This window comes from Ornithinimicrobium avium (assembly GCF_003351765.1).
GTDB classification, from domain to species: Bacteria; Actinomycetota; Actinomycetes; order Actinomycetales; family Dermatophilaceae; genus Ornithinicoccus; species Ornithinicoccus avius.
The window spans coordinates 199,910-225,275 of record NZ_CP031229.1 but is presented as its reverse complement, the minus strand read 5'-3'; the positions used below and the strand labels follow the sequence as shown (position 1 = coordinate 225,275).

Here is a 25,366-nt window from a genome sequence, read left to right as displayed (position 1 = left end):
TGCTCAGCCCCCGCCGGGCGTCCCCTCGGGCGTGCCGCGCTCGAGCCGGTGATGCGCCGCCATCAGCTCGCCCGGGTTGGTCTGCGCCGCGAGCAGCGACAGCTCGCCGCACAGCACGGTCGCGGCGATCAGGCCGGCGAGCCGACGCGCGTTGGCGCCCGTCTCGCGCTGCTCGCGGCAGCCGAGCCGGGCCAGGTTGTGCTCGACGTGCGGCAGGTGCTTGCCGTTGCCGACGGTCCCGACGATCAGGTGCGGAAGCGTGCAGGAGAAGTAGAGGCCCTCGGGGCGCTCCTCGGCGAAGGTGATGCCCTGGGAGCCCTCCACGATGTTGGCCGCGTCCTGGCCGGTGGCCAGGTAGAAGGCCAGCAGCATGTTGGCGTAGTGCGCGTTGGCCGAGCGGATCGCACCGGCGATCGTGCTGCCGACCAGGTTCTTGCGCACGACCAGGTCGACCATCTTCCGCGCGTCGGTGCGCAGCCCGGAGGCCAGCAGGTCGTGCGGCAGCAGGATGTCGGCGACGACATTGCGGCCGCGCCCGAGGATGCCGTTGACCGCGGTGGCCTTCTTGTCCGAGCAGTAGTTGCCGGAGATCGACCCGTAGCCCAGGCCGGTCCCCCAGGACAGGATCCGCTCCATGAGAGCGTCCGCCGCGCCGGTCACCATGTTGTGGCCGGACGCGTCACCGGTCGTGAACGCGAAGCGGACGAAGAGCAGGTTGCCCACCACCTCGGGGTGCGCCTCGATCAGCTGGGCGAACCTGCTGGCCTGCGCGACCACGTCCTGCAGCTCGCCGAGCCGGGACTGGACGGCCAGCGCACCGGCGTGGGCGACGGCAGCGTCGGGCGCGGAGAAGAGCACCGAGCGCGTCATCCGCTCACCGAGGACGACCACCTTGATGCCACCCTCCACCTGCCGGGAGACGCGGGCGCCGCGGCCGACCGAGGGCCACAGCGGGCTCTCGTAGGTGGCCAGCGGCACCGAGATCTCCCCCTCCACGGCGTCGCCGCTGACGCGGATCGGGCCGACCCAGCTGGTCGGGACGAGGGTGGAGGGGGTGGAGACGTTCTTCACGGGGTGCGGTCCTCGTTGCCGGGGTGTGCGGGGGACGGGGCCGACCAGGACGGTCGGGGGGCGGACGAGCGCTGGCTGAGCTGGACGAGGTCGACGCCGCGCAGGCGGCAGAACTCCCCCAGCCGTCCGCGGACGATCAGGTCGGTGCGGCCCAGGTCGGCGGGGGTGCGCGCGCCCAGGAGCGCCAGGATCGCCGCGGTCTGCCCGGCCCAGGCGTGCACGAGCGGCACGAGCGCCTCGGCCCCGCCGTCCAGCACCGTCTTGAGGAAGGTCCCGGCCACACCGACCGCCCGGGCGCCCGACGCGAGCGCCTTGACCACGTCGAAGGGGTTGCGGACGCCGCCGGAGGCGAGCAGCACGGGGGCGTGCGCGGGCGCGTCCAGCAGGCAGGCGAGCGCCGACTGGCCGAAACCGCTGAGCACGGAGTAGTCGGGGCCGGTGAGGAGGTCCCGGCGTGCGTTCTCGATGCTGAGGAAGTCGGTGCCGCCGCGACCGCTCACGTCGGCCACCGGCACTCCGAGGTCCGCCAGCACCTCCAGGGTGCTCCGGCTCAGGCCGAAACCGACCTCCTTGACCACGACCGGGACCGGCGAGGCCGCAACCACCTCGGCGACCGAACGGCGCCAGTCGGAGAAGTCGCGGCTGCCCTCCGGCATCGCGGTCTCCTGGACCGCGTTGAGATGCAGCTGCAGGGCGTCGGCGCCGAGGAGCTCGACGGCGCGCACGGCGTCCTCGCCGCTGCGGCCCGCCCCCAGGTTGGCCATCACGAAGCCGTCCGGGTTCTCCTCGCGGATCACCGTGAAGCCGCGGGCGGCGTCGGGGTCGTCCAGGGCGATCGAGACCGAGCCGCAGGCCATCGGCATACCGGTCTCACGGGCCGCGACGGCGAGCTCACGGTTGATCCGCCCGGTGAGGTCCGTCCCGCCGGTCATCCCGTTGACGTAGAAGGGGGTCGGCCACCGCCACCGGTGCACCTGCACGGACAGCTCGACCTCCTCGGTGCTCACCCCGCCCAGGGCGTGGTGGACGAACTCGAGGTCGTCGAACTCCGACGGTGGGAGCCGCAGCTGCTGCTCCTCGGCGAGCCTGACGTGGTCGTCCTTGCGCGCGGCGCGGTGCAGGTCGTGGCTCACGGGCCGGGGCTCCTTTCCGAGGGTGGGGAGACCGACAGGTCGAGGTGCCGTATGCCGTGAGCCTCCCACCCGGCAAGGATACCGGCCGAGGAGGCGGCCGCCGGGACCAGTGCGACCCCGCAGTCGCCGCCGCCCGCGCCGGAGGGCTTGGCCGCCGCGCCGTGCTGCTCGGCGACGGCGCACAGCACCCGCAGCCGTTCGGTCTCGATGGTCGTGCCCGAGTCGCGGCCGAGCTCCTGGAGCAGACGACGCGCCCGGCGCACCGCGTCCATCGCGCGGGCCGGGTCGCAGCGCAGCCCGGCGACGAGGTCACCCACGCAGTCGCTGCTGGCGGCGAGGAAGTCCGCGCGGCGGGCCACGGCGTCCGCGTCCACCCCGTGCACGCCGGCGACGAGCAGGTCGGTGGAGGCGGGCGAGCCGGTCCAGCCGACGAGCAGGTCCAGGTCCGGTGGCACAGGGAGCTGCTGGACGTCGAAGGTCTCCCAGGCGTCCGAGCCGAGCAGCGCGGACACCGGCTCCAGGGGCAGCGCCCGGGCGAGCGTGGCGCGGTCCGGCGCCGTGTAGCGGACCCATCCGCCGAACGTGCTCGCCGCGAGGTCTCCGCCAGAGGCGCGCGGCGAGACCTGCACGGTGGCCAGCAGGGCCACCTGGAAGCGCTGCACCGGGGTCAGGCCCAGCCGGTAGAACCGGTCGAGGGCCGCGACGAGCGCGACCACGACCGCGCCGGAGGAGCCCAGGCCCAGCTTGCGGCCCTCCTCGTCCTCCAGGTCCGAGGAGATCCGCACGTCGAAGCAGCCCGGCGCCAGCCCACGCTCGGCCCGCAGCCGGTCGACGGTGCGCAGCGTGGCGCCGACGTGGTCGCGCGCGTCGTGGGCGACCACGACCTCCCCGCTGCCGGCCTCCCTGCCCCAGGTGAGCGGACCCGTGGGGTAGACGTCGGAGTGAACCCTGCCCACGCCCGCCTCGGCGGGCTCGTCCAGCCGGACCGTCAGCCGCCGGTCCACGGCCACGAGGACGGCCGGCTGGCCGGGGTCGACCACGGCATACTCGCCGGCGACGTAGAGCTTCCCGGGGGCGCTGGTGCAGATCACTCCTGGGTCCCCGTCCCCGGGGCCGGCGGCACCTCGCAGCCCTCGGGGAGCAGGTGCGCTCCAGGCCCGGCGCCGACGACGCGCACCTGGTCGACACCGACGATCGCGGCCAGCCGCGCGGCCGTCTCCGCGGCGCCCTGCGGCTGGACAAGCACGGCCACGTTGGGTCCCGCGTCGGCGGTCGCCCACGCCTCCACGCCGTCCTCGCGCAGCCCGGCGACCGCGTCGAAGACCTCGACGCTGCGGGGGCGCAGGTAGCGGATCGGCGGCTCGGTGGAGGCGATGAGCGCGTGCATCCGCAGCGCGTGCGCCTCGGTGAGCTGCCCGATCGTGGTGAAGTCGCCGGCGCGGCACGCCGTGACCATCCGCTCCAGGTAGTCCTCGGTGCTGCTCACCCAGGCGGAGAAGTAGGGCGAGGTCTGCACCGTACGGCGCATCGCCTCCCGGCTGGAGACCGCCTTGGGTCCGCCGTCCACGGTGGCGATGACCATCCCCATCGGCGGCGCGGGCACCGCCTCCGCGTAGGACGACTCGTCGTCCGTGCCGGCGTGCCAGACCGCCACGCCGTCGACCAGGGACCGGGCGGCCGAGCCCGAGCCGCGGCGGGCCAGCCGGCTCAACCCCCGGGCGTCGAGGTCCAGCCCGTAGGCGGCGGAGGCCGCCATGGCCAGCGCGGCGAAGCCGGAGGCGGACGAGGCCAGGCCGGCGGCGGTCGGCGCCTCGTTGACCGAGCGGACCACGGCCCGCCCGCTCGCCCCGGCGAGCGAGCGCACGTGGTCGAGGAAGGCGGACACGCGTGCCAGCTGTTCCCCGTCCCGGACGAGGCCGTCGAGCTCGAGGCGGTCCTCGGCGAGGCCCTCGCGCAGCTCCACGCTCGTCGTGGTCGCGAACGCGTCGAGCGTCAGGCTGAGGCTTCCGGCGACCGGCAGGATGAGCTCCTCGTCCTTCTTGCCCCAGTACTTGATCAGCGCGATGTTGGGATGGGCGCGCGCGGTGACGGCGCTCATGCGGCCGGCACCGTGGTTGTCCAGGTGCGGGCCGCGCCCGCCCCGCGCAGCGCGGTCGCCAGCTCGTCGGCGTGGTCCTCGGAGTCGGCGAGCGCGATGACGCAGCCGCCCTGACCTCCGCCGGTGAGCTTGGCGCCCGCCGAGCCGGCCGCGGTGGCCGCGGCCACGAGCCTGTCCAGGACCTCGTTGCTCACCCCGAGCCACGCCAGCAGCCGGTGGTCCTCGGACAGGGCGGTGCCGAGCGCGGCGAGGTCTCCGTGCGCCAGCTGTCGGGCCCCCTCCTCGACCAGGTCGGCGATGCGGGCGAAGGTCCGCTCCACGGCGGACGGGTCGGCCTCGAGCCGCTCGCGCACCCCGGCCACGGACCGGGCGGTGGACCCGGCCATGCCGGAGTCGGCCAGCACGAAGGTCGTGGTCGTCCCGACCGGGACGGGCGCGACCCTCCCCCGCTGGAAGCGGATCGGGGTGTCGGCCACGACGGCCCTGGCGTCCAGGCCGCTGGGGTTGCCGTGGGAGTGCCGCTCGGCCTCCTGCACGACCTTGTAGAGCGCGTCCGGCCCCAGCTCGACGCCGGCCAGGCCGGCCACGGCCCGGGCCACGGCCGCCGCCACGGCAGCGCTGGAGCCCAGGCCCCGCTCGTGCGGCAACGAGCTCAGGATGCGCACCTTCGCGCCGTGACCGAGCCCGACGAGGTCGAGTGCCGCGGACAGGGCTGTGACGACGGGGCGGACCAGCCCCGGCGCGGTCGACGCGTCGCCGGCGAAGAGCTCGCTGTCGACGTGCACGCCCTCCGGCGCGGGCCACACGCGCGCCTCGACCCCGAGGCCGTGCACCGGGACGGCGAGGGCCGGCGTGCCGTAGACGACGGCGTGCTCACCCAGCAGGATGGCCTTGGCGTGCGCGTAGCCGGTCCCGGACGGGTCGGGGCCCACCGCGGCGGGGGGATCAGTCCTCTGCACGGGCAGGTGTGTGGTGGCGGCCTGGTCGGTCACAGGCCCAAGGGTACGGCGCAGACCGGGCCGGGGGCCTCATCCGGCGGGTCGGACCACCGTCAGGGGCAGCAGCGTCCGGCCCGTGGGGCCGGTCTGGATCTCGGTGCCCAGCTGCGGGCAGACGCCGCAGTCGAAGCAGGGCGTCCACCGGCAGTCCTCGACCTCGCGCCCCTCGAGCGCGTCGAGCCAGTCCTCCCAGAGCCACTCCTTGTCAAGCCCCGCGTCGATGTGGTCCCACGGCAGCACCTCGTGCTCGCCGCGCTCGCGGGTGGTGTACCAGGCGACGTCGACGGGCTGGTCGGCGAGCGCCGTCCGGGCGGCAGCCATCCAGCGCTCGAAGGAGAAGTGCTCGCTCCACCCGTCGAACCGGGCGCCGGCGCGCCATACCTCCTCCACGACCGCGCCCAGGCGCCGGTCGCCACGGGACAGCAGTCCCTCGACGACCCCCGGCTGCCCGTCGTGGTAGCGGAAGCCGATCGCCGACCCGTAGCGTCGGTCTGCCCGGACCGCCGCCCGCAGCCTCGCCAGCCGCGCGTCGGTCTCCTCCCAGCCCAGCTGGGCGGCCCACTGGAAGGGGGTGTGCGCCTTGGGGACGAAGCCGCCGATGGAGACGGTGCAGCGGATGTCGCGGCGCCCGGAGACCTCCCGGCCGGTGTCGATGACCTTCTTGGCGAGGTCACCGATCGCCAGCACGTCCTCGTCGGTCTCGGTCGGCAGCCCGCACATGAAGTAGAGCTTGACCTGCCGCCAGCCGGCGGCGTAGGCCGCCGCGACGGTGCTGATCAGGTCCTCCTCGGAGACCATCTTGTTGATCACCCTGCGCATCCGCTCGGTGCCGCCCTCGGGCGCGAAGGTGAGCCCGGAGCGGCGGCCGTTGCGGGTGAGCTCGTTGGCCAGGTCGATGTTGAAGGCGTCCACGCGGGTGGACGGCAGGGACAGCCCGGTCTGGGTGCCCTCGTAGCGGTCGGCCAGCCCGGTCGTGATCTCCCTGATCTCGGAATGGTCGGCCGAGGACAGGGAGAGCAGGCCCACCTCGTCCAGGCCGGTCGCCTGCAGACCCCGCTCGACCATCTCGCCGATCCCGGTGATCGACCGCTCGCGGACCGGGCGGGTGATCATCCCGGCCTGGCAGAAGCGACAGCCGCGCGTGCAGCCGCGGAAGATCTCCACGCTCATCCGCTCGTGCACGCTCTCGGTGACGGGGACCAGAGGCTGCTTGGGGTAGGGCCAGGCGTCCAGGTCCATCACGGTGTGCTTGGACACCCGCCAGGGCACCCCGTGCAGCTCCGGCCTGGGCGCGACGCGCCGGATGCGCCCGTCGGGCAGGTAGCTCACGTCGTAGAACGCGGGCACGTAGACGCCGCCGGTGCGGGCGAGCTCGAGCAGCAGCCCCTGGCGGCCGTCGGGACGGCCCGCCTCCTTCCACGCCCTGATGATCCGCGAGGCGTGCAGCACCGCCTCCTCCCCGTCACCGACGATCACCGCGTCGACGAAGTCGGCGACCGGCTCGGGGTTGAAGCTCGCGTGGCCCCCGGCGATCACGAGCGGGTCGTCCTGCCCGCGGTCGGCCGCGTGCAGGGGGATGCCGGCCAGGTCGATCGCGGTCAGCATGTTGGTGTAGCCCAGCTCGGTGGAGAAGGACAGCCCCAGCACGTCGAAGTCGCGGACTGCGCGGTGCCCGTCGACGGTGAACTGCGGGACCCCCGCCCCGCGCATCCGCGCCTCCAGGTCCGGCCAGACCGCGTAGGTGCGCTCAGCCAGCACGTCGGGCTGCTCGTTGAGGACCTCGTAGAGGATCATCACGCCCTGGTTGGGCAGCCCGATCTCGTAGGCGTCGGGATACATCAGCGCCCAGCGCACGGTGTGCTCACCCCCGCACTCCCAGTCCTTGACCTGGGAGTTCAGCTCGCCGCCGACGTACTGCACCGGCTTGCTCACCGCCTCCAGCAGCGGCTCCAGGTCGGGCAGCAACGAGGCGCCGGGTGCGCTGGTCGGGACCGTGGGCTGGCTCGCGGACATGCCCACAGCGTATGGCGTGCACGCCCGGTCCGGTCGTGGACGCGGGCGCCCTCAGCCGAGGAGCAGCTCCGCGGTCGCCGAGGTGGTGACCAGGCTGGTGACCAGCCCTCCGGCCACCGCGGCCCGCAGCACCTCCACCTTGTCCGGACCGTGGGCGATGGCCACCACCTCGTCGATGCCCCGCAGCTGGTCGCCGGAGAGCGAGACAAGCCGTTCGTCCAGCGGCGAGACCACGAGGTCGCCGGCCGCGGCGAAGGTCCGCCCGGCGATCTCGCCGGTGCCGCCGGCGCGGCTCACCTCGCGCCGGGTCGTGGCGTCCACGGCGTCGAAGACCGTCGAGGACCCCGCGGACCAGGCGCCGACGCCCACCACCGCCACCGTCACCGTGTCCGCGGCGGCGAGCGCCGCGGTGACGCTCGGCTCGCGGCGCAGCGTCGCGGCGGCGTCCGCGTCCGGCATGACCAGGGGTGCGAAGAACACCGTGCGGCCGCCCTGGAGCACCCGCGCGGCGCGCCGCACCACGTCCACCGTGCTGCTGTCCTCGCTGCCCGTCGCCAGGGCACCGCTGAGCTGGACGACCGGGACCGGTGGGGGGCGCATCCCCAGCGACTGCAGGGCGTTGACCATCTGGTGCACGCCACGGCTCCACGGCAGACCGAGCACGTCGTCGGGGTCGAGCAGCCCGCACAGCAGCCGGGCGGCCGCCTCCCCCACGGCGCCTGGCGTGGGGGAGCGCCCCGTGGAGTCCACGACCGCGGCGTGCCGCAGCCCCAGCCGCTCCTGCAGCTGCTGGGCCAGCCGCTCCGACGACCCCCGCGGATCCTCCACCTCGATCCGGACCAGGCCGGCAGCATGGGCCTGGTCGATGAGCCGCGCGACCTTGAACCGGCTCAGCCCGAGGTCCGCCGCGATGTCCACCTTGGACTCGCCGGCGACCAGGTGGCGGCGGGTCACGGTGGCAGCGAGCACCAGGTCGTCCTCGCCCGCACGGGAGCCTTCCTCGGCAGCCATCTGCCCGCCATCCCTTCCGACCCGTCCAAGGACGGTTCCTGCACCGTCGGCGCCTCTGCTCTTGACAGGCGGGGCCGTGGGCCGGTTCACTGGCCCCACGCTCAGACGTGCATCATGATCCGCTCAGTCGAGCGCGTCTGTCAACGCCGAGGAGGCGCAGAGTGCCGACGAAGAACTCACCCGGGAGCCGCGCGGTGGTGGTGTGCGCGGCGGTCTCCCTGCTCGCCAGCGGCTGCACGGCCGGCTGGGGCAGCACCGGCGGGGGCGCGGACACCCTCAACGTCCTGATGGTCAACAACCCGCAGATGATCGACCTGTCCCGGCTGACCTCGCACTTCACGCAGGAGACGGGGATCAGGGTCAGTTTCACGATCCTGCCCGAGAACGACATGCGCGACCTCGCCAGTCAGGAGTTCACCAGCCAGGCCGGCACCTACGACGTGGCGTCCCTGTCCAACTTCGAGATCCCGATCTACGGCAAGGCGGGGTGGATCGCCCCGCTGGACGACTTCATCACCGCCGACCCCGACTTCGACCAGGACGACATCCTGAAGCCGATGACGCAGTCGCTCTCGGCGGACGGTCACGTCTTCGGCGAGCCGTTCTACGGCGAGTCCTCGTTCCTGATGTACCGCAAGGACCTCGTGGAGCAGGAGGGCCTGACCATGCCGGAGGCACCCACCTGGCCCGAGGTGGCCGACCTCGCGGCCCAGCTGGACGGTGTCGAGCCGGGCATGAGCGGCATCTGCCTGCGCGGACAGGTCGGCTGGGGGCAGGTCTTCGCTCCGCTGACCACGGTGGTCAACACCTTCGGCGGCACCTGGTTCTCGTCCGCCGAGCCGCTGTCCACCGTAGGCATGGAGGCCCACGTGAACTCGCCGCCGTTCGTCGAGGCCGTCAACTTCTACGTCGACCTGGTCCGCGAGCACGGTCAGAACGGCGCGTCCCAGTCCGGCTTCGTCGAGTGCATGAACAACATCGTGCAGGGCAACTCGGCGATGTGGTACGACGCGACCTCGGCCGCCGGCTCGCTGGAGGCCGAGGGCTCACCCGTCCGCGGCAAGATGGGCTATGCCGCTGCGCCCGTCGTCGAGACCGACAGCTCGGGCTGGCTCTACACCTGGGCCTGGGGCATCCAGGAGTCCAGCGAGAAGAAGGACGCGGCCTGGAAGTTCATCTCCTGGGCCTCGAGCAAGGAGTACGAGCAGCTCGTCGGCGAGGAGGTCGGCTGGGCCAGCGTGCCGGCCGGCAAGCGGGCCTCGCTCTATGAGAACCCCGACTACCTGGAGCAGGCAGGCTCCTTCGCCGAGGCCGAGCGAGACGCGATCAACTCCACCGACCCCACCGACCCGGGGCTGCAGCCGCGGCCCGCCATCGGCATCCAGTTCGTCGACATCCCCGAGTTCCCCGAGCTCGGCACCCAGGTGAGCCAGGACGTCAGCGCCGCCATCGCCGGGCGGATGAGCGTGCAGGAGGCACTCGACCGGGGCCAGAAGCTGGCCGAGGACATCGCCGAGCGCTACGAGGAGAGGGCGAAGCAGTGAGCACCGTGGCCACCAGCACCGCGGGGGCCACCAGCGCCACCCGCCAGCCGACCACCCGGAAGCACGACACCCCGTGGCGCAGACGCCTCCCGCTGCTGCCTGCGCTGATCTTCGTCATCGTGCTCACCCAGCTGCCCTTCGCGGCGACCCTGGTGGTCTCCTTCATCCACTGGAACGCCTACTACCCCGACGACATCGCCTTCGCCGGCGTCGACAACTTCGTCCGCGTCTTCACCGACGTCAACGCCCGCTCCGCAGTGATCGTCACCATCGTGCTGACCGTGGCGGTGGTGCTGATCTCCCTGGTGCTGGGGATGGCGATCGCGATGCTGCTGGACCGCAGGTTCGGGGGCCGCAGCGTGGTGCGCACCCTGATGATCGCGCCCTTCCTCGTGGTCCCCATCGCTGCGGCGCTGCTGTGGAAGCACGCCCTCTACAACCCGGAGTACGGCCTGTTCAACGGCCTGCTCACCCTCGTCCTGGGCAAGGACGCACCGCAGCCGGACTGGGTGGGCGCCATGCCGCTGCCCTCGCTGATCATCGCGCTGGTCTGGCAGTGGACACCGTTCATGATGCTGATCCTGCTGGCGGGCCTGCAGAGCCGCCCGCTCGACGTCGTGGAGGCCGCTCGGATCGACGGGGCCGGCGCCTGGCAGATCTTCGTGAACATGACGCTGCCCCACATGCGGCGCTACATCGAGCTGAGCGTCCTGCTCGGGTCCATCTACGTCGTGCAGAACTTCGACCACGTCTTCACGATCACCGGTGGCGCCTCCGGCTCTGCCAACCTGCCCTTCTACATCTACCAGACCTTCTATACCGCCCAGGACTACGGGCGCGCGTCCGCGGCCGGCGTGGTCACGGTGATCGGGACCCTGATCATCGCCATGCTCGCGCTGCGCACCGTGTTCAGCATGTTCAAGGAGGAGTCGCGATGAGCACGACGAGCGCCACCACCGAGGACACCCAGTCCCTGGCCGCCCCCGGTCGTGCCTACGACAAGCCCCGCAAGCCCCGCGGCGGGCTGGTGCTAAGCATCCTGGCGTGGGTCGTGGGGATCATGTTCGCCTTCCCCGTCTTCTGGATGCTGCTGATCTCCTTCCGCAGCGAGCCGGACGCCGCCACCAACCCGCCCCAGCTCCTGGCCCCGTTCAGCCTGGAGGGTTACCGCACGTTCTTCGCCGCCGACCCCTGGCCCCCGCTGCTCAACTCGCTGACCGCCAGCGTGCTGTCCACGGTCCTGGTCCTCCTGCTCGCCTTCCCCGCGGCCTATGCGCTGTCCATCCGGCCGGTGCGCAAGTGGACCGACGTCATGTTCTTCCTGCTGTCCACCAAGATGCTGCCGATCGTGGCGGCGATCCTCCCGCTCTACCTGTTCGCCAAGACCACCGGGCTGCTGGACAACATCTTCCTGCTGACCATCCTCTACACGTCGATGAACATGCCGATCGCGGTCTGGATGCTGCAGTCCTTCCTGGCCGAGGTCCCGGTCGAGATGCTCGAGGCTGCCCAGATCGACGGGGCCGACCTGATCACCACGCTGCGCAAGGTGGTGGCGCCGGTCGTGATGCCCGGGATCGCCGCGGTGGCGCTCATCTGCTTCATCTTCAGCTGGAACGAGCTGCTGCTCGCCCGGGTGCTCACCGGCCCGGTCGCGGGCACCGCGCCGGTCTTCCTGATGGGCTTCATCACCAGCCAGGGTCTGTTCCTGGCCAAGGTCTGCGCAGCCAGCTTCGTCGTCTCCCTGCCCGTGCTCATCGCCGGCTTCGCCGCCCAGGACAAGCTGGTCCAGGGCCTGTCGATGGGTGCGGTCAAGTGAGCGGGAGCACCATCCCCCTTCGCGAGAGCACCTTGGCGGACCTGCCCGCCGACATGGCCCGGCCGGCCTACGACCGCTCCCGCCTCACGCCCGGCATCGTCCACTTCGGGGTCGGCGGCTTCCACCGGGCCCACCAGGCGGTGTACCTCGACACCCTGATGAACGCCGGCACCGCCCTCGACTGGGGGATCGTGGGCGTGGGCACGATGCCCGGCGACGTGCGGATGAAGGAGGCCCTGGCTGCCCAGGACCACCTCTACACGCTGGTCGTCAAGCACCCGGACGGCACGCTGGAGCCTCGGGTGATCGGCTCGATCGTCGACTACCTCTTCGCCCCCGACGACCCCGGCGCCGTCCTGGAGCGGCTCTGCGACCCGGCCACCCGGATCGTCAGCCTGACGATCACCGAGGGCGGCTACCACGTCAACCAGGCCACCGGCGAGTTCGACCCCGACGACGAGGCTCTCCAGCACGACCTCGGTGCGCCGGACCGGCCGCGCAGCGTGTTCGGCTACCTGACCGAGGCCCTGCGGCGCCGCCGCGCGGGCGGCACCGTCCCGTTCACCGTCATGTCCTGCGACAACCTGCCCGGCAACGGCGAGGTCGCCCGGAGCACGCTCGCGGCCTTCGCGCGCCTCCAGGACGAGGCCGCCGGGAGCGCCGAGCCGCTCGCCGACTGGCTGCTCGAGCAGGTGGCCTTCCCCAGCTGCATGGTGGACCGGATCACCCCGGTCACCTCGCCCGCCGACATCGAGGTGCTCGCCACCCGCCTCGGGGTGCAGGACGCCTGGCCGGTCGTCTGCGAGCCGTTCACCCAGTGGGTCCTGGAGGACCGCTTTCCGGGCGGTCGCCCACCGTACGAGGAGGCGGGCGTGCAGGTCGTGCAGGACGTCGTCCCCTACGAGCTGATGAAGCTGCGGCTGCTCAACTGCAGCCACCAGGCGCTGTGCTACCTGGGCTACCTCTCCGGCTACCGCTACGCCCACGAGGTCTGCCAGGACCCGCTGTTCGTGGACTTCCTGCTCGGCTACATGGAGCAGGAGGGCAGCCCGACCCTCCCACCGGTCCCGGGCGTGGACCTGGACGCCTACCGGCACCAGCTCATCGAGCGCTTCGCCAACCCCGAGGTGCGCGACACCCTGGCGCGGCTGTGCGCGGAGAGCTCGGACCGCATACCCAAGTGGCTGGTCCCCGTCGTCCGGGCCAACCTGGCCTCGGGCGGGCAGATCGACCGCGCCGCGCTGGTGATCGCCTCGTGGGCGCGCTACGCCGAGGGCGTGGACGAGCAGGGCCGGCCCATCGAGGTGGTCGACCGGTGGAAGGACCGGGTCATGGCTGCCGCCGCCCGCCAGCGCGAGGAGCCCCTCGCCTTCCTCGAGGAGGAGACCTTCTTCGGCGACCTGCGCCAGCACCCCCGTTTCACCGAGGCCTACACCGGTTTCCTCGACTCGCTGCACACCCGCGGCGCGCACGCCACGCTGGACTCCCGTGACTGGCGCTGAGACGGTCCGCGCCGCCGTCCTGACCGGCGTGGGCAGCGTCGAGGTCCAGGAGCGGCCGCGGCCGGTGCCCCGACCGGACGAGGTGCTCGTCGAGGTCCTCTCGGTGGGCGTGTGCGGTTCCGACACGCACTACTACGAGCACGGCCGGATCGGCAGCTTCGTCGTGGAGGACCAGCTCGTGCTCGGACACGAGGCCTCGGGCCGGATCGTGCAGGTGGGCGCCGACGTCGACCCCGCCCGCGTCGGCGAGCGCGTCTCGATCGAGCCAGGCGTGCCGTGCCGCACCTGCGAGCAGTGCCTGGCGGGCCGCTACAACCTGTGCCCGCGCATGGTCTTCCACGCCACGCCGCCGGTGGACGGATCGCTCGTCGAGATCGTCAGCCACCATCACGCTTTCGTCCACCCCGTCCCGGACGGGGTGGACGACGACGCGGCCGCCCTCGCCGAGCCGCTCTCGGTCGGCATCTGGGCCTGCCGCAAGGGCGGCGTGCGGCTGGGCTCCCGGGTGCTCGTCACCGGCGCCGGCCCCGTAGGGATCCTCTCCGCGTATGCCGCACGCGCCGCCGGTGCGGCCTGGGTGGCCGTGGCAGACGTCAACCCGCACCGGCTGGCGGTGGTCGAGCGCATGGGCTTCGTGGCGCTCGACGTCTCGGCCGCGCCGCTGGACGAGGCGCTCGGCGGGGCGCGGGAGCCAGAGGTGCTCCTGGAGTGCTCGGGCCACGAGGGGTCGACGGTGGCCGGCCTGCACGCCCTGGCCCGCGCCGGTCGTGCGGTCCTCGTCGGCATGGGTAGCGACGAGATGCCGCTGCCGGTGGCCGCCCTGCAGGAGCGCGAGCTCGTCCTGACGGGCGTCTTCCGCTACGCCAACACCTGGCCGACCGCTCTCGGGCTCCTCGCGCACGACGACGGCTCGCTGGCGGCCCTGGTCACCGGTCACTTCGACCTCGAGCACACCGCGGACGCGCTCACCGCAGCGGGACGGGACCCCCGGGCGATGAAGTCGATGATCCACCCGGGACGATGAGGCGATGACCCAGGCACCAGCCTCGCCGACGATGCCCGCAGTGCGGCTCCCCGGGGGCAGCACCGTGGAGCTCGTCACCGTCGACCGGCCGGTCCCCGGCCACGGCCAGGTCCTCGTCCGGATGCGCGCCTCCAGCATCTGCGGCAGCGACATCCGGGCCATCTACCGCGAGCACCTCGGCCACGGCGCCGAGGCCTACCAGGGCGTCGTCGCCGGCCACGAGCCGTGCGGCGAGGTGGTCGCCCTGGGCCCGGGCACCGCCCGGCTGGGCGTCGGCGACCGCGTCGTGGTCTACCACATCGCGGGCTGCCAGCAGTGCGAGGAGTGCCGCCGCGGCTACCCCGTCGGGTGCACCTCCCCGGTCCGGTCGGCCCACGGCTGGCAGCGCGACGGCGGGCACGCCGACTACCTGGTGGCGCAGGAGGAGTCCTGCCTGGTGCTGCCGCACCCGTTGACCTTCGTCGACGGAGCCCTGATCTCCTGCGGGTTCGGCACCGCCTACGAGGGCCTGCTGCGCGGCAGGGCCAGCGGCCGGGACCGGCTGCTGGTCACCGGCCTGGGGCCGGTCGGCCTGGCGGCGGCCATGCTCGCCCGGCTCCTGGGCGTGCGCACGGTCATCGGCATGGACGTCTCGGCACCGCGTGCCGGGCTCGCGCGCGACCTGCGCCTGGTCGACCACGTCGTGACCGACGAGGACGCCCTGGCCGACGTCGTGGAGGAGGTGACCGGCGGCGAGGGCTGCGAGGTGGCGATCGACTGCTCCGGGCACCCTGCCGCCCGGGAGGCGGCGCTGCGGCATACCCGGCGGTGGGGGCGGCTCGTCCTCGTCGGGGAGGGTGGCGGGATGCGCCTGGACGTGTCGAACCAGCTGATCCACCGCCAGATCAGCCTGCACGGCTCCTGGGTCAGCTCGGTCCAGCACATGGCCGAGCTGATCGAGCTCCTCGTGCGGACCGGCGAGCATCCTGAGAGGATCGTCACCCACCGTTATCCGTTGGCCGAGGCCGGCGAGGCCTACCGGACGGCCGACGCCGGTGCCTCGGGCAAGGTCTGCATCGTCTGGGAGGACTGAGGACGTGCGCACTCTCGTGGCAGGGGTGGACTCCTCCACCCAGTCGTGCAAGGTCGTGGTCTGCGACGCCGCGACCGGGGAGGTCGTGCGCGAGGGCAGGGCGGCGCACCCGGACGGCACCGAGGTCGATCCCCGGCACTGGTGGGACGCGTTCGAGCAGGCGACCGCGGGCGGGCTGCTGCAGGACGTGCAGGCGCTCTCCGTGGGTGGTCAGCAGCACGGTCTGTGCGCGCTCGACGACGCCGGCGAGGTGGTCCGTCCGGCCCTGCTGTGGAACGACACCCGCTCGGCCGGCGACGCCGCGGACCTCGTCGCCGAGCTCGGCGGTGCGCAGGCCTGGGCGCAGGCCACGGGGGTGGTGCCGCTGGCGGCGATCACCGTCAGCAAGCTGCGCTGGCTGGCCCGGCACGAGCCCGAGCAGCTGGGCCGCACCAGGACCGTGGTGCTCCCCCACGACTGGCTCACCGGGCAGATCCTGGCCCGGCACGGCGGCCCCGCGGGCTGGACGACCGACCGCGGCGACGCCTCGGGCACCGGCTACTGGTCGGCGGCCGACGGTGACTACCAGCCCGACCTGCTCGAGCTCGCGACCGGCCGGCGGGATCTTGAGGTCCCTCGCGTTTTGGGACCTGCCGAGCCGGCAGGCACGGCCACGAACCAGGCGCTGCTGGGCGCGGGCACCCTGGTGGGGGCCGGGACGGGGGACAACATGGCCGCCGCGCTGGGCCTCGGGCTCGAGCCCGGCGAGGCCGTCATCTCCCTGGGCACCAGCGGCACCGCCTTCGCCCGGCACACCGGCCCGACGCAGGACGCCCTGGGCGAGGTGGCCTCCTACGCCGATGCGACCGGCGGCTTCCTGCCGCTGCTGTGCACGCTCAACGCCGCGCGGGTGCTCTCCGCCGGGGCGAGGATGCTGGGGGTGGACCTCGAGGGCCTCGAGCAGCTCGCGCTCGCCGCGCCGGCGGGCTCCGGCGGGCTCACCCTGCTGCCCTACCTCGACGGTGAGCGCACGCCCAACCTGCCGACGGCGACGGGCACCCTCTCCGGCATGACACGAGCCAACCTCACCCCGGAGAACCTCGCCCGCGCCGTGGTCGAGGGCATGCTGCTCAACGTGGTCGCCGGTGTCGACTCGCTGCGCCGGGAGGGGGTGGCTGTGGAGCGGGTGCACCTGATCGGCGGGGCCGCCCGCTCCGGTGCGGTGCGGGCGGTAGCCCCGGCGCTGCTGGGCGTGCCCGTCACGGTGCCCGAGCCCGGCGAGTACGTCGCGCTCGGCGCCGCGCGGCAGGCGGCCTGGGCCCTGACCGGTGAGCTGCCGGACTGGCCGGTGGAGGTCACCGAGCTCCCGGCCGGTGCGCAGGACCCGCAGGTCGGGGAGCTGCGGGCCCGCTACGCCGGGCTGCTGGCCACGATGCACGGCTGAGCCGGCGACGCCCCGGCCCTCCCGCGGAGGATCGGGCGCCGGTCGGGCACGGGGATCAGTCGGTGTAGAACTCGGCCAGCTCGTCCTTGTACTTCGCCACGACGGCCTTGCGCTTGAGCTTCATGCTCGGCGTCAGGTCCCCGTCCTCCACGGACAGGTCGTGGTCGAGGATGTGGAACTTCTTGATCTGCTCCCAGCGGTTGAGCTGGGAGTTGAGCTCGTCCACGTAGCCCTGGACCATCTCCCGGCAGGCGTCGGAGGAGACGATCTGGGCGTAGGAGTCGCCGGCCATGTCGTTCTTGGCGCCCCAGGCGGTGACCGCCTCGGCGTCCAGGGTGATCAGGGCGGAGACGAACTTGCGGCCGTCCCCCTCGATGATCAGCTGGCTGGCGTAGGGGCAGATGCCCTTGAACATGGACTCGATCATCGACGGCGCGACGTACTTGCCGCCGGAGGTCTTGAAGAGGTCCTTCTTGCGGTCGGTGATCCGCAGGTGGCCCCGCTCGTCGACGGTGCCGATGTCGCCGGTGGCGAACCAGCCGTCCTCGCCCAGGACCTCGGCGGTGAGGTCGTCGCGGCCGTGGTAGCCGGCCATCACTCCCGGACCCTTGAGCAGGATCTCGCCGTCCTGCGCGATCCGCACCTGCGTCCCGGGCAGCGGCCAGCCGACGGTCCCGAAGACGTTGTCCTGAGGGGTCGGCCGGTTGACGACCGAGGCGGCGCTGGTCTCGGTCAGGCCGTAGCCCTCGATGATCACCAGGCCCATCGCGTCGAACCAGCGGGCGACGTCGGGGTTGAGCGCGGCCGAGCCGGAGATGAAGAAGCGGACACGCCCGCCGAAGCGGTCGCGGATCTTGGAGAGCACGAGCTTGTCGGCGAGCCGGTACTTCAGCCCGAGCACGCCGCTGGGCTCCTGCCCGCCGTGCCGCACCTTGGCGGCCTCCAGCCCGACACCGGCGGCCCAGTCGAAGAGCTTGGCCTTCACGCCGCCCTCGTCGGCCATCATCGTGACGATCTTGCCGTAGGCCTTCTCGAAGATCCGTGGCGCGGCGGCCATGAAGGTCGGCTTCACCGCGCCGACGTTCTCGATGATCCTGGTGACGTCGCCGGCGACCGCGGTCGGGAACCCGACCTGCATGGGCAGGACGAGCAGCATCTTGCCGAAGACGTGCGACAGGGGCAGCCAGAGGAACTGCAGGTCGTCCGGCCCCAGGATGCGGATGCTGTCCACCGTGGCCCCGATGTAGGTCCACGCCGAGTGGAGCAGGCGCACCCCCTTGGGGCGACCGGTCGTGCCGGAGGTGTAGATGATCGTTGCGAGGTGGTCCGGCGACAGCGCGTCGATGCGTCCGTCGACCAGGCCGGGCTCCGCCTGGTGCCTGGTCCCCCCTAGCGCCTCCAGCTCGGCGAAGGTGATCACCCAGTCGCCGTCGCCCTCGCCCTCCAGCACGACGACCTTGAGCACGTCGGGCAGGTCGGCGCGCATGGAGCGCAGCATCTCCACGTGCTCGACGGTCTCGGCCACGACCACCCGGCTGCCCGAGTCGGCGACGATGAAGGCGACGTCCTCGGGGATCGTCGTGGGGTAGATGGTCGTGGTCGCCGCCCCGGCGCACATGGTCGCGATGTCGGCGAGCACCCACTCGATCCGGGTGCTCGACATGATCGAGACGCGCTCCTCCGGCTGCACCCCGAGCTCGACCAGGCCCGCGGCCAGCGCGTAGGCGCGGTCGCGGGTCTGCTCCCAGGTCAGGGACTCCCACCCCTCGGCCTGCGGGTAGCGGAACGCCTCGGACCCCGGCGACGCGGCGACCCTGTCCCGGAACAGGTGGCCGACGCTGGCGGCCCGGTCCTCGATCACGCTCTGGTCGACGACCTCGTCGGTCACTGAACGGGCCATGCTGAACTCCTTCGTCGTCCGACGTCGGGACACTCAGCCCGACCGTCGCCCTGCCTGCACGTGCACCGATCCTCTCAGGTCGGCTCCCCCTCGCCAAGCATCGGGGCTGCCGCGCTGCGCGCTGGCGACCAGGCCCACGGCCAGCCAGGAGGCCAGCATCGAGGAACCACCGTAGGAGAGGAAGGGAAGCGGCAGGCCGGTGACGGGCATCAGGCCCAGGTTCATCCCGACGTTCTCGAAGACCTGGAAGGCGAACCACGCCCCCACCCCGACCGCGACGAGCCGGCCGAAGGAGTCCTCGCAGCTCAGCCCGACCAGGAGTGCGCGCAGCACGAGGAAGCCGAGCAGGGCGAGCAGACCCGCGGCACCCAGGAAGCCCAGCTCCTCGCCGGCCACCGAGAAGACGAAGTCGGTGTGCTGGAAGGGGACCAGGCCGCCCTGCGTCTGCGGGCCCAGACCCAGCCCGGCGCCCCGCCAGCCCCCGGAGCCGATGGCCAGCCGCACCTGCGCGGTCTGGTAGCCGATCCCCTCGGGGTCCAGGGACGGGTCGCGGAAGGCCAGCAGCCGGTCCAGCTGGTAGGGGTCGAGCAGCGGGACGGCGACCGCCGCCACCACGGCCGTCACGGTGCCGGCGAGCGCGACGACCGTCCAGCGCAGCGCCGCCCCGGAGGCGGCGACGACGCCGACCGTCAGCATGCCGAGCACCAGCGCGCTGCCCAGGTCCGGCTGGAGCAGGATGAGCACCACCGGCACCGCAGCGAGCACCCAGGCGAGCAGGACGTCGCGCCACCCCGGCGGGAGGAAGGGGTCGCGCCCCTCCGCCAGGATCATCGCCAGCCCGATGACCAGCCCGATCTTGGCCAGCTCCGCCGGCTGCAGGGAGAAGCCTCCGGGCAGGAACAGCCAGGAGCGGGAGCCGTTCACCGTCTGGCCCAGCGGCGTCAGGACCAGGACCAGGCCGGCGACGCCGGCCAGGTAGATCCACGGTGCGGCGGCCCGCAGCCGTCGCACGTCGACCAGCACGAGGGCGAGCGCACCGACGGCGCCCACCGCCGCGTTGACCAGGTGGCGCACCGCCAGGTCGGTCCCGACCTGCCGGTGGGTGGCGGACCACACCAGCAGCGCACCCACCAGGGACAGCCCGAGCGCCGCGACGAACAGGCCCCAGTCGGTGCGGGCGAGCGCGCTGCGCACCGACGCCCCGGCGCCGTCCCGGAGGGTGACGCGCGACGCCATGCCCGGGCTCAGGCGAGCAGCTCGCGGACGCGGTCCACGTCCGCGCCGATCTGCTCCATCAGCTCCTCCACGGAGGTGAAGCGCAGGTTGTCCCGCAGCCGCTGCACGAACTCGACCCGGACGGTCTCGCCGTAGAGGTCGAGGTCGTCCCGGTCGAGGACGTAGGCCTCCACGCTGCGCTCGACGTCGTCGAAGGTGGGGTTGGTGCCGACCGAGACGGCGGCGGGCAGCCGGTGGTCGGGGTGGTCGGCGGGAAGCCCCGGGCGCGTCAGCCAGCCCGCGTAGACGCCGTCGGCGGGCACCAGGCCCTCGCTGTCGGCGGCGAGGTTCGCGGTCGGGAAGCCGAGCTCGCGGCCACGGTGGTGCCCGTGCACGACCTCGCCGGAGACGCTGTGCAGCCGACCGAGGGCCTCGGCGGCCCCGGGGACGTCCCCGCTGGTGATCGCCTCGCGCAGCGCCGTGGACGACCAGGCGCGGACACCGTGGTCGGTCTCGCCGAGGGTCCCGGGGACGATGACCTCGAAGCCGTGCACCCGCCCGAGCTCGCGCATGGTGTCGGCGTCGCCGCTGTTGTGCAGGCCGAAGCGCGAGTCGTGGCCGATGACGACCACCTGCGCGCGCAGCCCCCGGACGAAGGTCTGGACCACGAAGTCCTCGGGCGTGAGCTGGGCGTACTCCCGGGTGAACTCGACCACGACCACGCCGTCCAGGCCGGTCTCCTCGAGCAGGTCGAGGCGGCGCTGCAGCCCGCAGATCTCCTGGGGGGCGCGCTCGGGGTGCAGCACCGCGACGGGGTGCGGGTCGAAGGTCACCGCGACCGCCGCGAGGCCGCGGTCGCGGGCGACGGAGGTGACGGTGTCCAGCACGGCGTGGTGGCCGCGGTGCACTCCGTCGAAGTTGCCGAGGGTCGCGACGGTGGGGCCGAGGTCGGCGGGCACGTCGTCGAGGGTGGTCCAGCGGTGCACGCGCGTCACTCTACTTCGCGCCGGCCGGGGCGAGCACCACGTGGGCGCGCGCGGTGGCTCGCCGCTCGTCCAGGACTGCCACCAGGGTGCCGTCGGGGGCGAACGCGGCGACGGGCTCCTCGCGCCCCGGCTGCGCCGAGGCGACCCGCTGCCCGTAGCCGAGCGCACGGGCCTGCGCCTGGTCCAGCTCTCGGGTGGCCAGGGCTGCCCTGGCCGCGTCCGCGAGGTCCACGAGGTAGGCCGCGGGGCCGGGTCCGGTCTGCGGGTCGAGCTGCTCGAGGCTCGCCGCCTGCTCGAGGGTGAGGTGCCCGACCCGGGTCCTGCGCAGTGCGGTGAGGTGCCCGCCGACGCCCAGCGCGGAGCCGAGGTCGCGGGCGAGGGCCCGCACGTAGGTGCCCGAGGACACCTCGACCTCGACGTCCACGTCGAGCACCCCCTCGGGGACGGGGTTGCCGTCCGTCCCCGCCTCGCCGGGCCTTCTGGTCGCGAGCACCTCGAACCTGCTCACGGTCACCGGACGGGCGGCCAGCTCGACGTCCTCTCCGGAGCGCACCCGGGCGTAGGACCGCACCCCGCCCACCTTGATCGCGCTCACCGCGCTGGGGACCTGCTGGACCTGTCCGGTGAGTGTCGTGACGACGCGGGCGATCTCGCCGTCGGTGAGACGGCTCGCGTCCGACCCGCCGGTGGCCTCGCCCTCGGCGTCGTCGGTCACCGTGGTCCGCCCGAGGCGGACCGTGGCGGCATACCCCTTGTCGTGCCCGACGAGGAAGGTGAGCAGCTTGGTGCCCTTGTTGACGCCGACGACAAGCACGCCGGTCGCCATCGGGTCGAGCGTGCCGGCATGGCCCACGCGACGGGTGCGGCACAGGCGGCGGAGGCGGCCGACGACGTCGTGGCTGGTCCAGCCGGCGGGCTTGTCGACGACGAGCAGGCCGTCGCCGACGGCCCGCTCGTCGTGCTGCTCCTCAGCGGCCATCCGGGTCCGGGCCCGCGTCCGGGTCCTCGCCCGACTCCTCGGGGCGCGGCTTGCGGTAGGGGTCCTCGTCACCTGCGTAGCGCGCCGCCCGGCGCGCGGCCGCCAGCTCGGCGTCGCGCTCGGCGACCTGGCGCAGCAGCTCGTCCAGGTGCTGGGCGTCCTCGGGCAGGGCGTCGAGGATGAACTCCAGGCTCGGCGTGAGCCGGATGCCCAGCCCCTTGCCGACGAAGGAGCGCAGCCGCCCGCGGTAGTCCTCGAGGATCTCGGCGGCGACCTCGCGGTCCTCCTCGGTCCCCAGGACCGTGTAGAAGACGCTCGCGTGCTGGAGATCGCCGGTGACGCGGACGTCGGTGATGGTGACGAAGCCGACGCGCTCGTCCTTGACGACCTGGGTCATCCCCTGGGTCACCAGCTGCTTGATGCGCTCGGCGATGCGGCGGGCACGGGCCTGGTCGGCCATGGCGACCTCCAATGAGTGGTGGGTGTCGGGCAGCCCGTCCATCCTACGGAGCGGACGGGCGGGGGGGCGGGACGACGGGGCCGGCCCCACCCGGAGGTGGAGCCGGCCCACGTCGTACCTGACGAGGTCAGTCGCGCGGGATCTCGCGCATCTCGTAGGTGGTGATGAGGTCCTCGACCTGGACGTCGTTGAACGAGCCCAGGTTGATGCCGCACTCGAAGCCGTCGCGGACCTCGGTGACGTCGTCCTTGAACCGCCGCAGACCGGCGATCTCCAGACCCTCGGTGACGACCACGCCGTCGCGGGTGATCCGCGCCTTGGCACCGCGCTTGATGGTGCCGCTGCGGACCAGGGAGCCCGCGACGTTGCCGAACTTGGAGCTGCGGAAGATCTCGCGGATCTCGGCGGTGCCGGTCTCGAACTCCTCGTACTCCGGCTTGAGCATGCCCTTGAGGGCGTTCTCGATGTCCTCGATGGCCTGGTAGATCACCGAGTAGTAGCGGATCTCCACGCCCTCCTTGTCGGCGTAGTCCGCGTTCTGGCCCTCGGCCCGGACGTTGAAGCCCAGGATGATGGCGTCGGAGGCGACGGCGAGGTTGATGTTGTTCATCGTGATGGCGCCGACGCCGCGGTCGATGATCCGCAGGTCGACCTCCTCGCCCACGTCGATCTGCAGGAGCGCGTCCTCCAGGGCCTCGACCGATCCGGACACGTCGCCCTTGAGGATGAGGTTGAGGGTCTCGACCTTGCCCTGGGCGAGCGCCTGGTTGAGGTCCTCCAGGCTGATCCGCTTGCGGGACTTGGCCAGGGCGGCCTGCCGGTCGGCGGCCTCCCGCTTCTCGGCGATCTGGCGCGCGGTCCGGTCGTCGGGCGCCACCACGAAGGTGTCGCCCGCACGGGCCACGGTGTCCAGACCCAGCACCTGCACCGGACGCGACGGGGTCGCCTCCTGCACGTTGTTGCCGTTGTCGTCGAGCAGCGCCCGGACGCGGCCGTGGCTGGAACCGGTGACGATGGCGTCGCCGACCCGCAGGGTGCCCTGCTGGACGAGGACGGTCGCCACGGCGCCGCGGCCCTTGTCCAGGTTCGCCTCGATCGCCACGCCGCGCGCGTCCTTGTCCGGGTTGGCCCGCAGGTCGAGCGCCGCGTCGGCGGTCAGCAGCACCGCGTCGAGCAGCGTGTCGATGTTGGTGCCCTGCTTGGCGGAGACGTCGACGAACATGGTCTCGCCGCCGTACTCCTCGGCGACCAGGTTGTACTCGGTGAGCTGCTGGCGGATCTTGGCCGGGTTGGCGCCCTCGACGTCGATCTTGTTGACCGCCACGACGATCGGCACGTCCGCGGCCTGCGCGTGGTTGAGCGCCTCGATCGTCTGCGGCATCACACCGTCGTCGGCGGCGACCACGAGGATCGCGATGTCGGTCACCTTCGCGCCACGGGCACGCATGGCGGTGAACGCCTCGTGGCCCGGGGTGTCGATGAAGGTGATCCGGCGCTCCTCGCCGTCGTGCTCGGTGCCCACCTGGTAGGCGCCGATGTGCTGGGTGATGCCACCAGCCTCGCCCTGACCGACCTCCGAGCGGCGGATCGCGTCCAGCAGGCGGGTCTTCCCATGGTCGACGTGACCCATGACCGTGACGACCGGCGGACGGGCCACCAGGTCCTCGTCGGCCTCCGCCTCGGCCTCGGCCTCCAGGTCCAGTCCGAAGGAGGTGAGCAGCTCGCGCTCCTCCTCCTCCGGGGAGACGACGCGGATGTCGTAGCCGAGCTCGGAGCCCAGCACGGCGAAGGTGTCCTCGTCGAGGGACTGGGTGGCCGTGGCCATCTCGCCCAGGTGGAAGAGCACCGTCACCAGCGAGGCCGGGTCGACGTTGATCTTGTCGGCGAAGTCGGACAGCGAGGCGCCGCGGCGGACCTGGACGGTCCGGCCGTTGCCGCGCGGGACGGAGACGCCACCGATCGCCGGCGCCTGCATCTGCTCGAACTCCTGGCGCTTGGCCCTCTTGGACTTGCGTCCGCGGACCTTCCCGCCGCCACGACCGAAGGCACCCTGCGTGCCGCCGCGGCCGCGCGGGCCACCGCCACGACCCCCGGGACCGCTGCGGAAGCCACCGCCGGCACCGGGACCGCCACCAGGGCCGCCGCCGGGACGACCGCGACCGCCGGGGCGGGCAGGACGCTCGCCCGGACGTGGCACCGCGGCCTTCTCCGGCATCATGTTCGGGTTCGGACGCGGACCCCCGGGACGGGGACCGCCCGGGCGGGGACCGCCGGGGCCGGCCTGGCCGCCCCGGGTGCCGCCGGGACGGGGCATGCCCTGGCTGGGTGCGAACGGGTTGTTGCCGGGACGGGGCGCGCCGCCGCGCTCCGCGCGTTCACCGCCACCACCGCGACGCTCGCGGGTCTGGCCCATGCCCTGGCTGGGGGCGAAGGGGTTGTTGCCCGGGCGGGGGCCCGGCTTGGCGCCCGGACGTGCCGGACGGGGGCCGGGGGTCGCTCCTCCCGACGGACGGCCCTTGGGCCGCTCCTGGGCCGCGGGGGCCTCGGCCGGACCGGGACGGGGCCCCGGTCGGGCGGCCGGGCGCTCTGCCTTTGCCGCGGGAGGCTCGGTCTGCGCGGCCGGGGACTGCTCTGCGGCAGGCTCCGGGGCGTCGGCAGCAGCCGCGGGCGCCTCGGTCGGCGCGGGCGCGGAAGAGACCTGCTCGGCGGGCGCGGGCCTGGGCCCGGGGGTGGCGCCCCCGGCCGGCCCGGGCTTGCGGGACGGCGTGGCCTGGGGCTTGCCGCCCCCGGCCGGGGCGCTCTTCTTGCCCTCCTCGGCAGGCTTGGCGGCCGCCGGAGGGTTCTCACGAATCTTGCGGACGACAGGGGGCTCGATGGTCGACGACGCCGACCGGACGAACTCGCCCTGCTGCTTCAGGTGGGCGAGCAGCTCCTTGCTCTCTACCCCGAGCTCCTTGGCGAGCTCGTAGACCCTGAGTTTGGCCACGGTGTGGTGTCTCCTTGAAGATTGCGCCACGACCGGGCCCGTCCAGGGCACAGCCGTGACTAAGGCTGGTGGGTGCTCATTGCTGAGTACTCATCGGGTGCTCATCAGCGTCAAACCCGCTTCCGGATACTC

General features: G+C 73.0%; 20 protein-coding genes. 7 read left to right on the top strand and 13 right to left on the bottom strand.

Translation table 11 applies throughout. The features are described 5' to 3' along the window. Positions 1 to 3 precede the first annotated feature (3 nt). Genes DV701_RS01030 through DV701_RS01000 form a run of 7 tightly spaced genes read right to left on the bottom strand, consistent with a single transcriptional unit; the run spans position 4 to position 8,324 of the window. Entirely contained in the window at positions 4 to 1,071 is a 1,068-nt protein-coding gene (locus DV701_RS01030; protein ID WP_114926714.1) for a hydroxymethylglutaryl-CoA reductase, read from the bottom strand. Then, a complete protein-coding gene (gene fni / locus DV701_RS01025; protein ID WP_202863589.1) occupies positions 1,068 to 2,204 on the bottom strand; it encodes a type 2 isopentenyl-diphosphate Delta-isomerase in 1,137 nt (378 codons plus the stop codon). The genes DV701_RS01030 and fni overlap by 4 nt, the downstream gene beginning before the upstream one ends. Then, positions 2,201 to 3,295 carry a phosphomevalonate kinase gene (locus tag DV701_RS01020; protein ID WP_114926713.1) on the bottom strand — a complete coding sequence of 365 codons (1,095 nt, stop codon included), beginning with the start codon at positions 3,293 to 3,295 and terminating at the stop codon, positions 2,201 to 2,203. Before DV701_RS01020 ends, fni begins: the two co-directional genes overlap by 4 nt. After that, on the bottom strand, positions 3,292 to 4,302 hold the full coding sequence (gene mvaD / locus DV701_RS01015; protein WP_114926712.1) for a diphosphomevalonate decarboxylase: 1,011 nt from the start codon (positions 4,300 to 4,302) through the stop codon (positions 3,292 to 3,294). Before mvaD ends, DV701_RS01020 begins: the two co-directional genes overlap by 4 nt. Continuing rightward, on the bottom strand, positions 4,299 to 5,294 hold the full coding sequence (mvk, locus tag DV701_RS01010) for a mevalonate kinase (protein ID WP_202863588.1): 996 nt from the start codon (positions 5,292 to 5,294) through the stop codon (positions 4,299 to 4,301). The genes mvaD and mvk overlap by 4 nt, the downstream gene beginning before the upstream one ends. A 36-nt stretch (positions 5,295 to 5,330) precedes the next feature. Further along, positions 5,331 to 7,313, bottom strand: coding sequence for a TIGR03960 family B12-binding radical SAM protein (locus DV701_RS01005; protein ID WP_114926711.1), 1,983 nt, complete (start codon positions 7,311 to 7,313; stop codon positions 5,331 to 5,333). 51 nt (positions 7,314 to 7,364) lie between these two features. Beyond that, positions 7,365 to 8,324, bottom strand: coding sequence for a sugar-binding transcriptional regulator (locus tag DV701_RS01000; protein WP_114926710.1), 960 nt, complete (start codon positions 8,322 to 8,324; stop codon positions 7,365 to 7,367). Positions 8,325 to 8,485: 161 nt separating this feature from the next. Between DV701_RS01000 and DV701_RS00995 the strand changes: the two genes are divergently transcribed. From DV701_RS00995 to xylB, 7 genes are read left to right on the top strand one after another with little or no spacing between them, the layout of a single operon-like run. Further along, the gene (locus DV701_RS00995; RefSeq protein WP_114926709.1) at positions 8,486 to 9,868 is read left to right on the top strand and encodes an ABC transporter substrate-binding protein; all 1,383 of its coding nucleotides are present in this window, start codon (positions 8,486 to 8,488) and stop codon (positions 9,866 to 9,868) included. Next, positions 9,865 to 10,806 carry a carbohydrate ABC transporter permease gene (locus DV701_RS00990; RefSeq protein WP_114926708.1) on the top strand — a complete coding sequence of 314 codons (942 nt, stop codon included), beginning with the start codon at positions 9,865 to 9,867 and terminating at the stop codon, positions 10,804 to 10,806. Before DV701_RS00995 ends, DV701_RS00990 begins: the two co-directional genes overlap by 4 nt. Next, the gene (locus DV701_RS00985; RefSeq protein WP_114926707.1) at positions 10,803 to 11,687 is read left to right on the top strand and encodes a carbohydrate ABC transporter permease; all 885 of its coding nucleotides are present in this window, start codon (positions 10,803 to 10,805) and stop codon (positions 11,685 to 11,687) included. Before DV701_RS00990 ends, DV701_RS00985 begins: the two co-directional genes overlap by 4 nt. Before the next feature lie 53 nt (positions 11,688 to 11,740). After that, positions 11,741 to 13,189: a mannitol dehydrogenase family protein gene (locus DV701_RS00980; RefSeq protein WP_114930515.1), complete on the top strand. Its 1,449-nt coding sequence runs from the start codon at positions 11,741 to 11,743 to the stop codon at positions 13,187 to 13,189. Continuing rightward, on the top strand, positions 13,176 to 14,213 hold the full coding sequence (locus DV701_RS00975; protein WP_114926706.1) for an NAD(P)-dependent alcohol dehydrogenase: 1,038 nt from the start codon (positions 13,176 to 13,178) through the stop codon (positions 14,211 to 14,213). The genes DV701_RS00980 and DV701_RS00975 overlap by 14 nt, the downstream gene beginning before the upstream one ends. A 4-nt stretch (positions 14,214 to 14,217) precedes the next feature. Next, entirely contained in the window at positions 14,218 to 15,285 is a 1,068-nt protein-coding gene (locus DV701_RS00970) for a zinc-dependent alcohol dehydrogenase family protein (protein ID WP_202863587.1), read from the top strand. A gap of 4 nt (positions 15,286 to 15,289) precedes the next feature. Next, the gene (xylB, locus tag DV701_RS00965) at positions 15,290 to 16,708 is read left to right on the top strand and encodes a xylulokinase (RefSeq protein ID WP_114926705.1); all 1,419 of its coding nucleotides are present in this window, start codon (positions 15,290 to 15,292) and stop codon (positions 16,706 to 16,708) included. Positions 16,709 to 16,763: 55 nt separating this feature from the next. Here the strand turns inward: xylB and DV701_RS00960 are convergent, their stop codons facing one another. The 6 genes from DV701_RS00960 to infB all read right to left on the bottom strand — a co-directional run bounded on the left by DV701_RS00960 (position 16,764) and on the right by infB (position 25,234). Further along, a complete protein-coding gene (locus DV701_RS00960) occupies positions 16,764 to 18,608 on the bottom strand; it encodes an AMP-dependent synthetase/ligase (RefSeq protein WP_114926704.1) in 1,845 nt (614 codons plus the stop codon). A 33-nt stretch (positions 18,609 to 18,641) separates the two neighbouring features. Continuing rightward, a complete protein-coding gene (gene rodA / locus DV701_RS00955; RefSeq protein WP_202863586.1) occupies positions 18,642 to 19,844 on the bottom strand; it encodes a rod shape-determining protein RodA in 1,203 nt (400 codons plus the stop codon). Between the two features lie 8 nt (positions 19,845 to 19,852). After that, positions 19,853 to 20,809: a bifunctional riboflavin kinase/FAD synthetase gene (locus DV701_RS00950; protein WP_114930509.1), complete on the bottom strand. Its 957-nt coding sequence runs from the start codon at positions 20,807 to 20,809 to the stop codon at positions 19,853 to 19,855. 10 nt (positions 20,810 to 20,819) lie between these two features. Then, positions 20,820 to 21,788 carry a tRNA pseudouridine(55) synthase TruB gene (truB, locus tag DV701_RS00945; protein ID WP_114926703.1) on the bottom strand — a complete coding sequence of 323 codons (969 nt, stop codon included), beginning with the start codon at positions 21,786 to 21,788 and terminating at the stop codon, positions 20,820 to 20,822. Next, positions 21,778 to 22,248: a 30S ribosome-binding factor RbfA gene (rbfA, locus tag DV701_RS00940; RefSeq protein ID WP_114926702.1), complete on the bottom strand. Its 471-nt coding sequence runs from the start codon at positions 22,246 to 22,248 to the stop codon at positions 21,778 to 21,780. Before rbfA ends, truB begins: the two co-directional genes overlap by 11 nt. Positions 22,249 to 22,375: 127 nt before the next feature. Beyond that, positions 22,376 to 25,234: a translation initiation factor IF-2 gene (gene infB / locus DV701_RS00935; protein ID WP_114926701.1), complete on the bottom strand. Its 2,859-nt coding sequence runs from the start codon at positions 25,232 to 25,234 to the stop codon at positions 22,376 to 22,378. Positions 25,235 to 25,366 lie beyond the last annotated feature (132 nt).

Excerpts from the sequence above, each read along its gene's own strand:
- truB (WP_114926703.1), bottom strand. The coding sequence starts at position 21,788 with ATGGCCGCTGAGGAGCAGCACGACGAGCGGGCCGTCGGCGACGGCCTG.
- DV701_RS01005 (WP_114926711.1), bottom strand. The coding sequence starts at position 7,313 with ATGTCCGCGAGCCAGCCCACGGTCCCGACCAGCGCACCCGGCGCCTCG.
- DV701_RS00970 (WP_202863587.1), top strand. The coding sequence starts at position 14,218 with ATGACCCAGGCACCAGCCTCGCCGACGATGCCCGCAGTGCGGCTCCCC.
- mvaD (WP_114926712.1), bottom strand. The coding sequence starts at position 4,302 with ATGAGCGCCGTCACCGCGCGCGCCCATCCCAACATCGCGCTGATCAAG.
- DV701_RS00960 (WP_114926704.1), bottom strand. The coding sequence starts at position 18,608 with ATGGCCCGTTCAGTGACCGACGAGGTCGTCGACCAGAGCGTGATCGAG.
- DV701_RS00980 (WP_114930515.1), top strand. The coding sequence starts at position 11,741 with ATGGCCCGGCCGGCCTACGACCGCTCCCGCCTCACGCCCGGCATCGTC.
- DV701_RS00985 (WP_114926707.1), top strand. The coding sequence starts at position 10,803 with ATGAGCACGACGAGCGCCACCACCGAGGACACCCAGTCCCTGGCCGCC.
- DV701_RS01000 (WP_114926710.1), bottom strand. The coding sequence starts at position 8,324 with ATGGCTGCCGAGGAAGGCTCCCGTGCGGGCGAGGACGACCTGGTGCTC.
- rbfA (WP_114926702.1), bottom strand. The coding sequence starts at position 22,248 with ATGGCCGACCAGGCCCGTGCCCGCCGCATCGCCGAGCGCATCAAGCAG.
- rodA (WP_202863586.1), bottom strand. The coding sequence starts at position 19,844 with ATGGCGTCGCGCGTCACCCTCCGGGACGGCGCCGGGGCGTCGGTGCGC.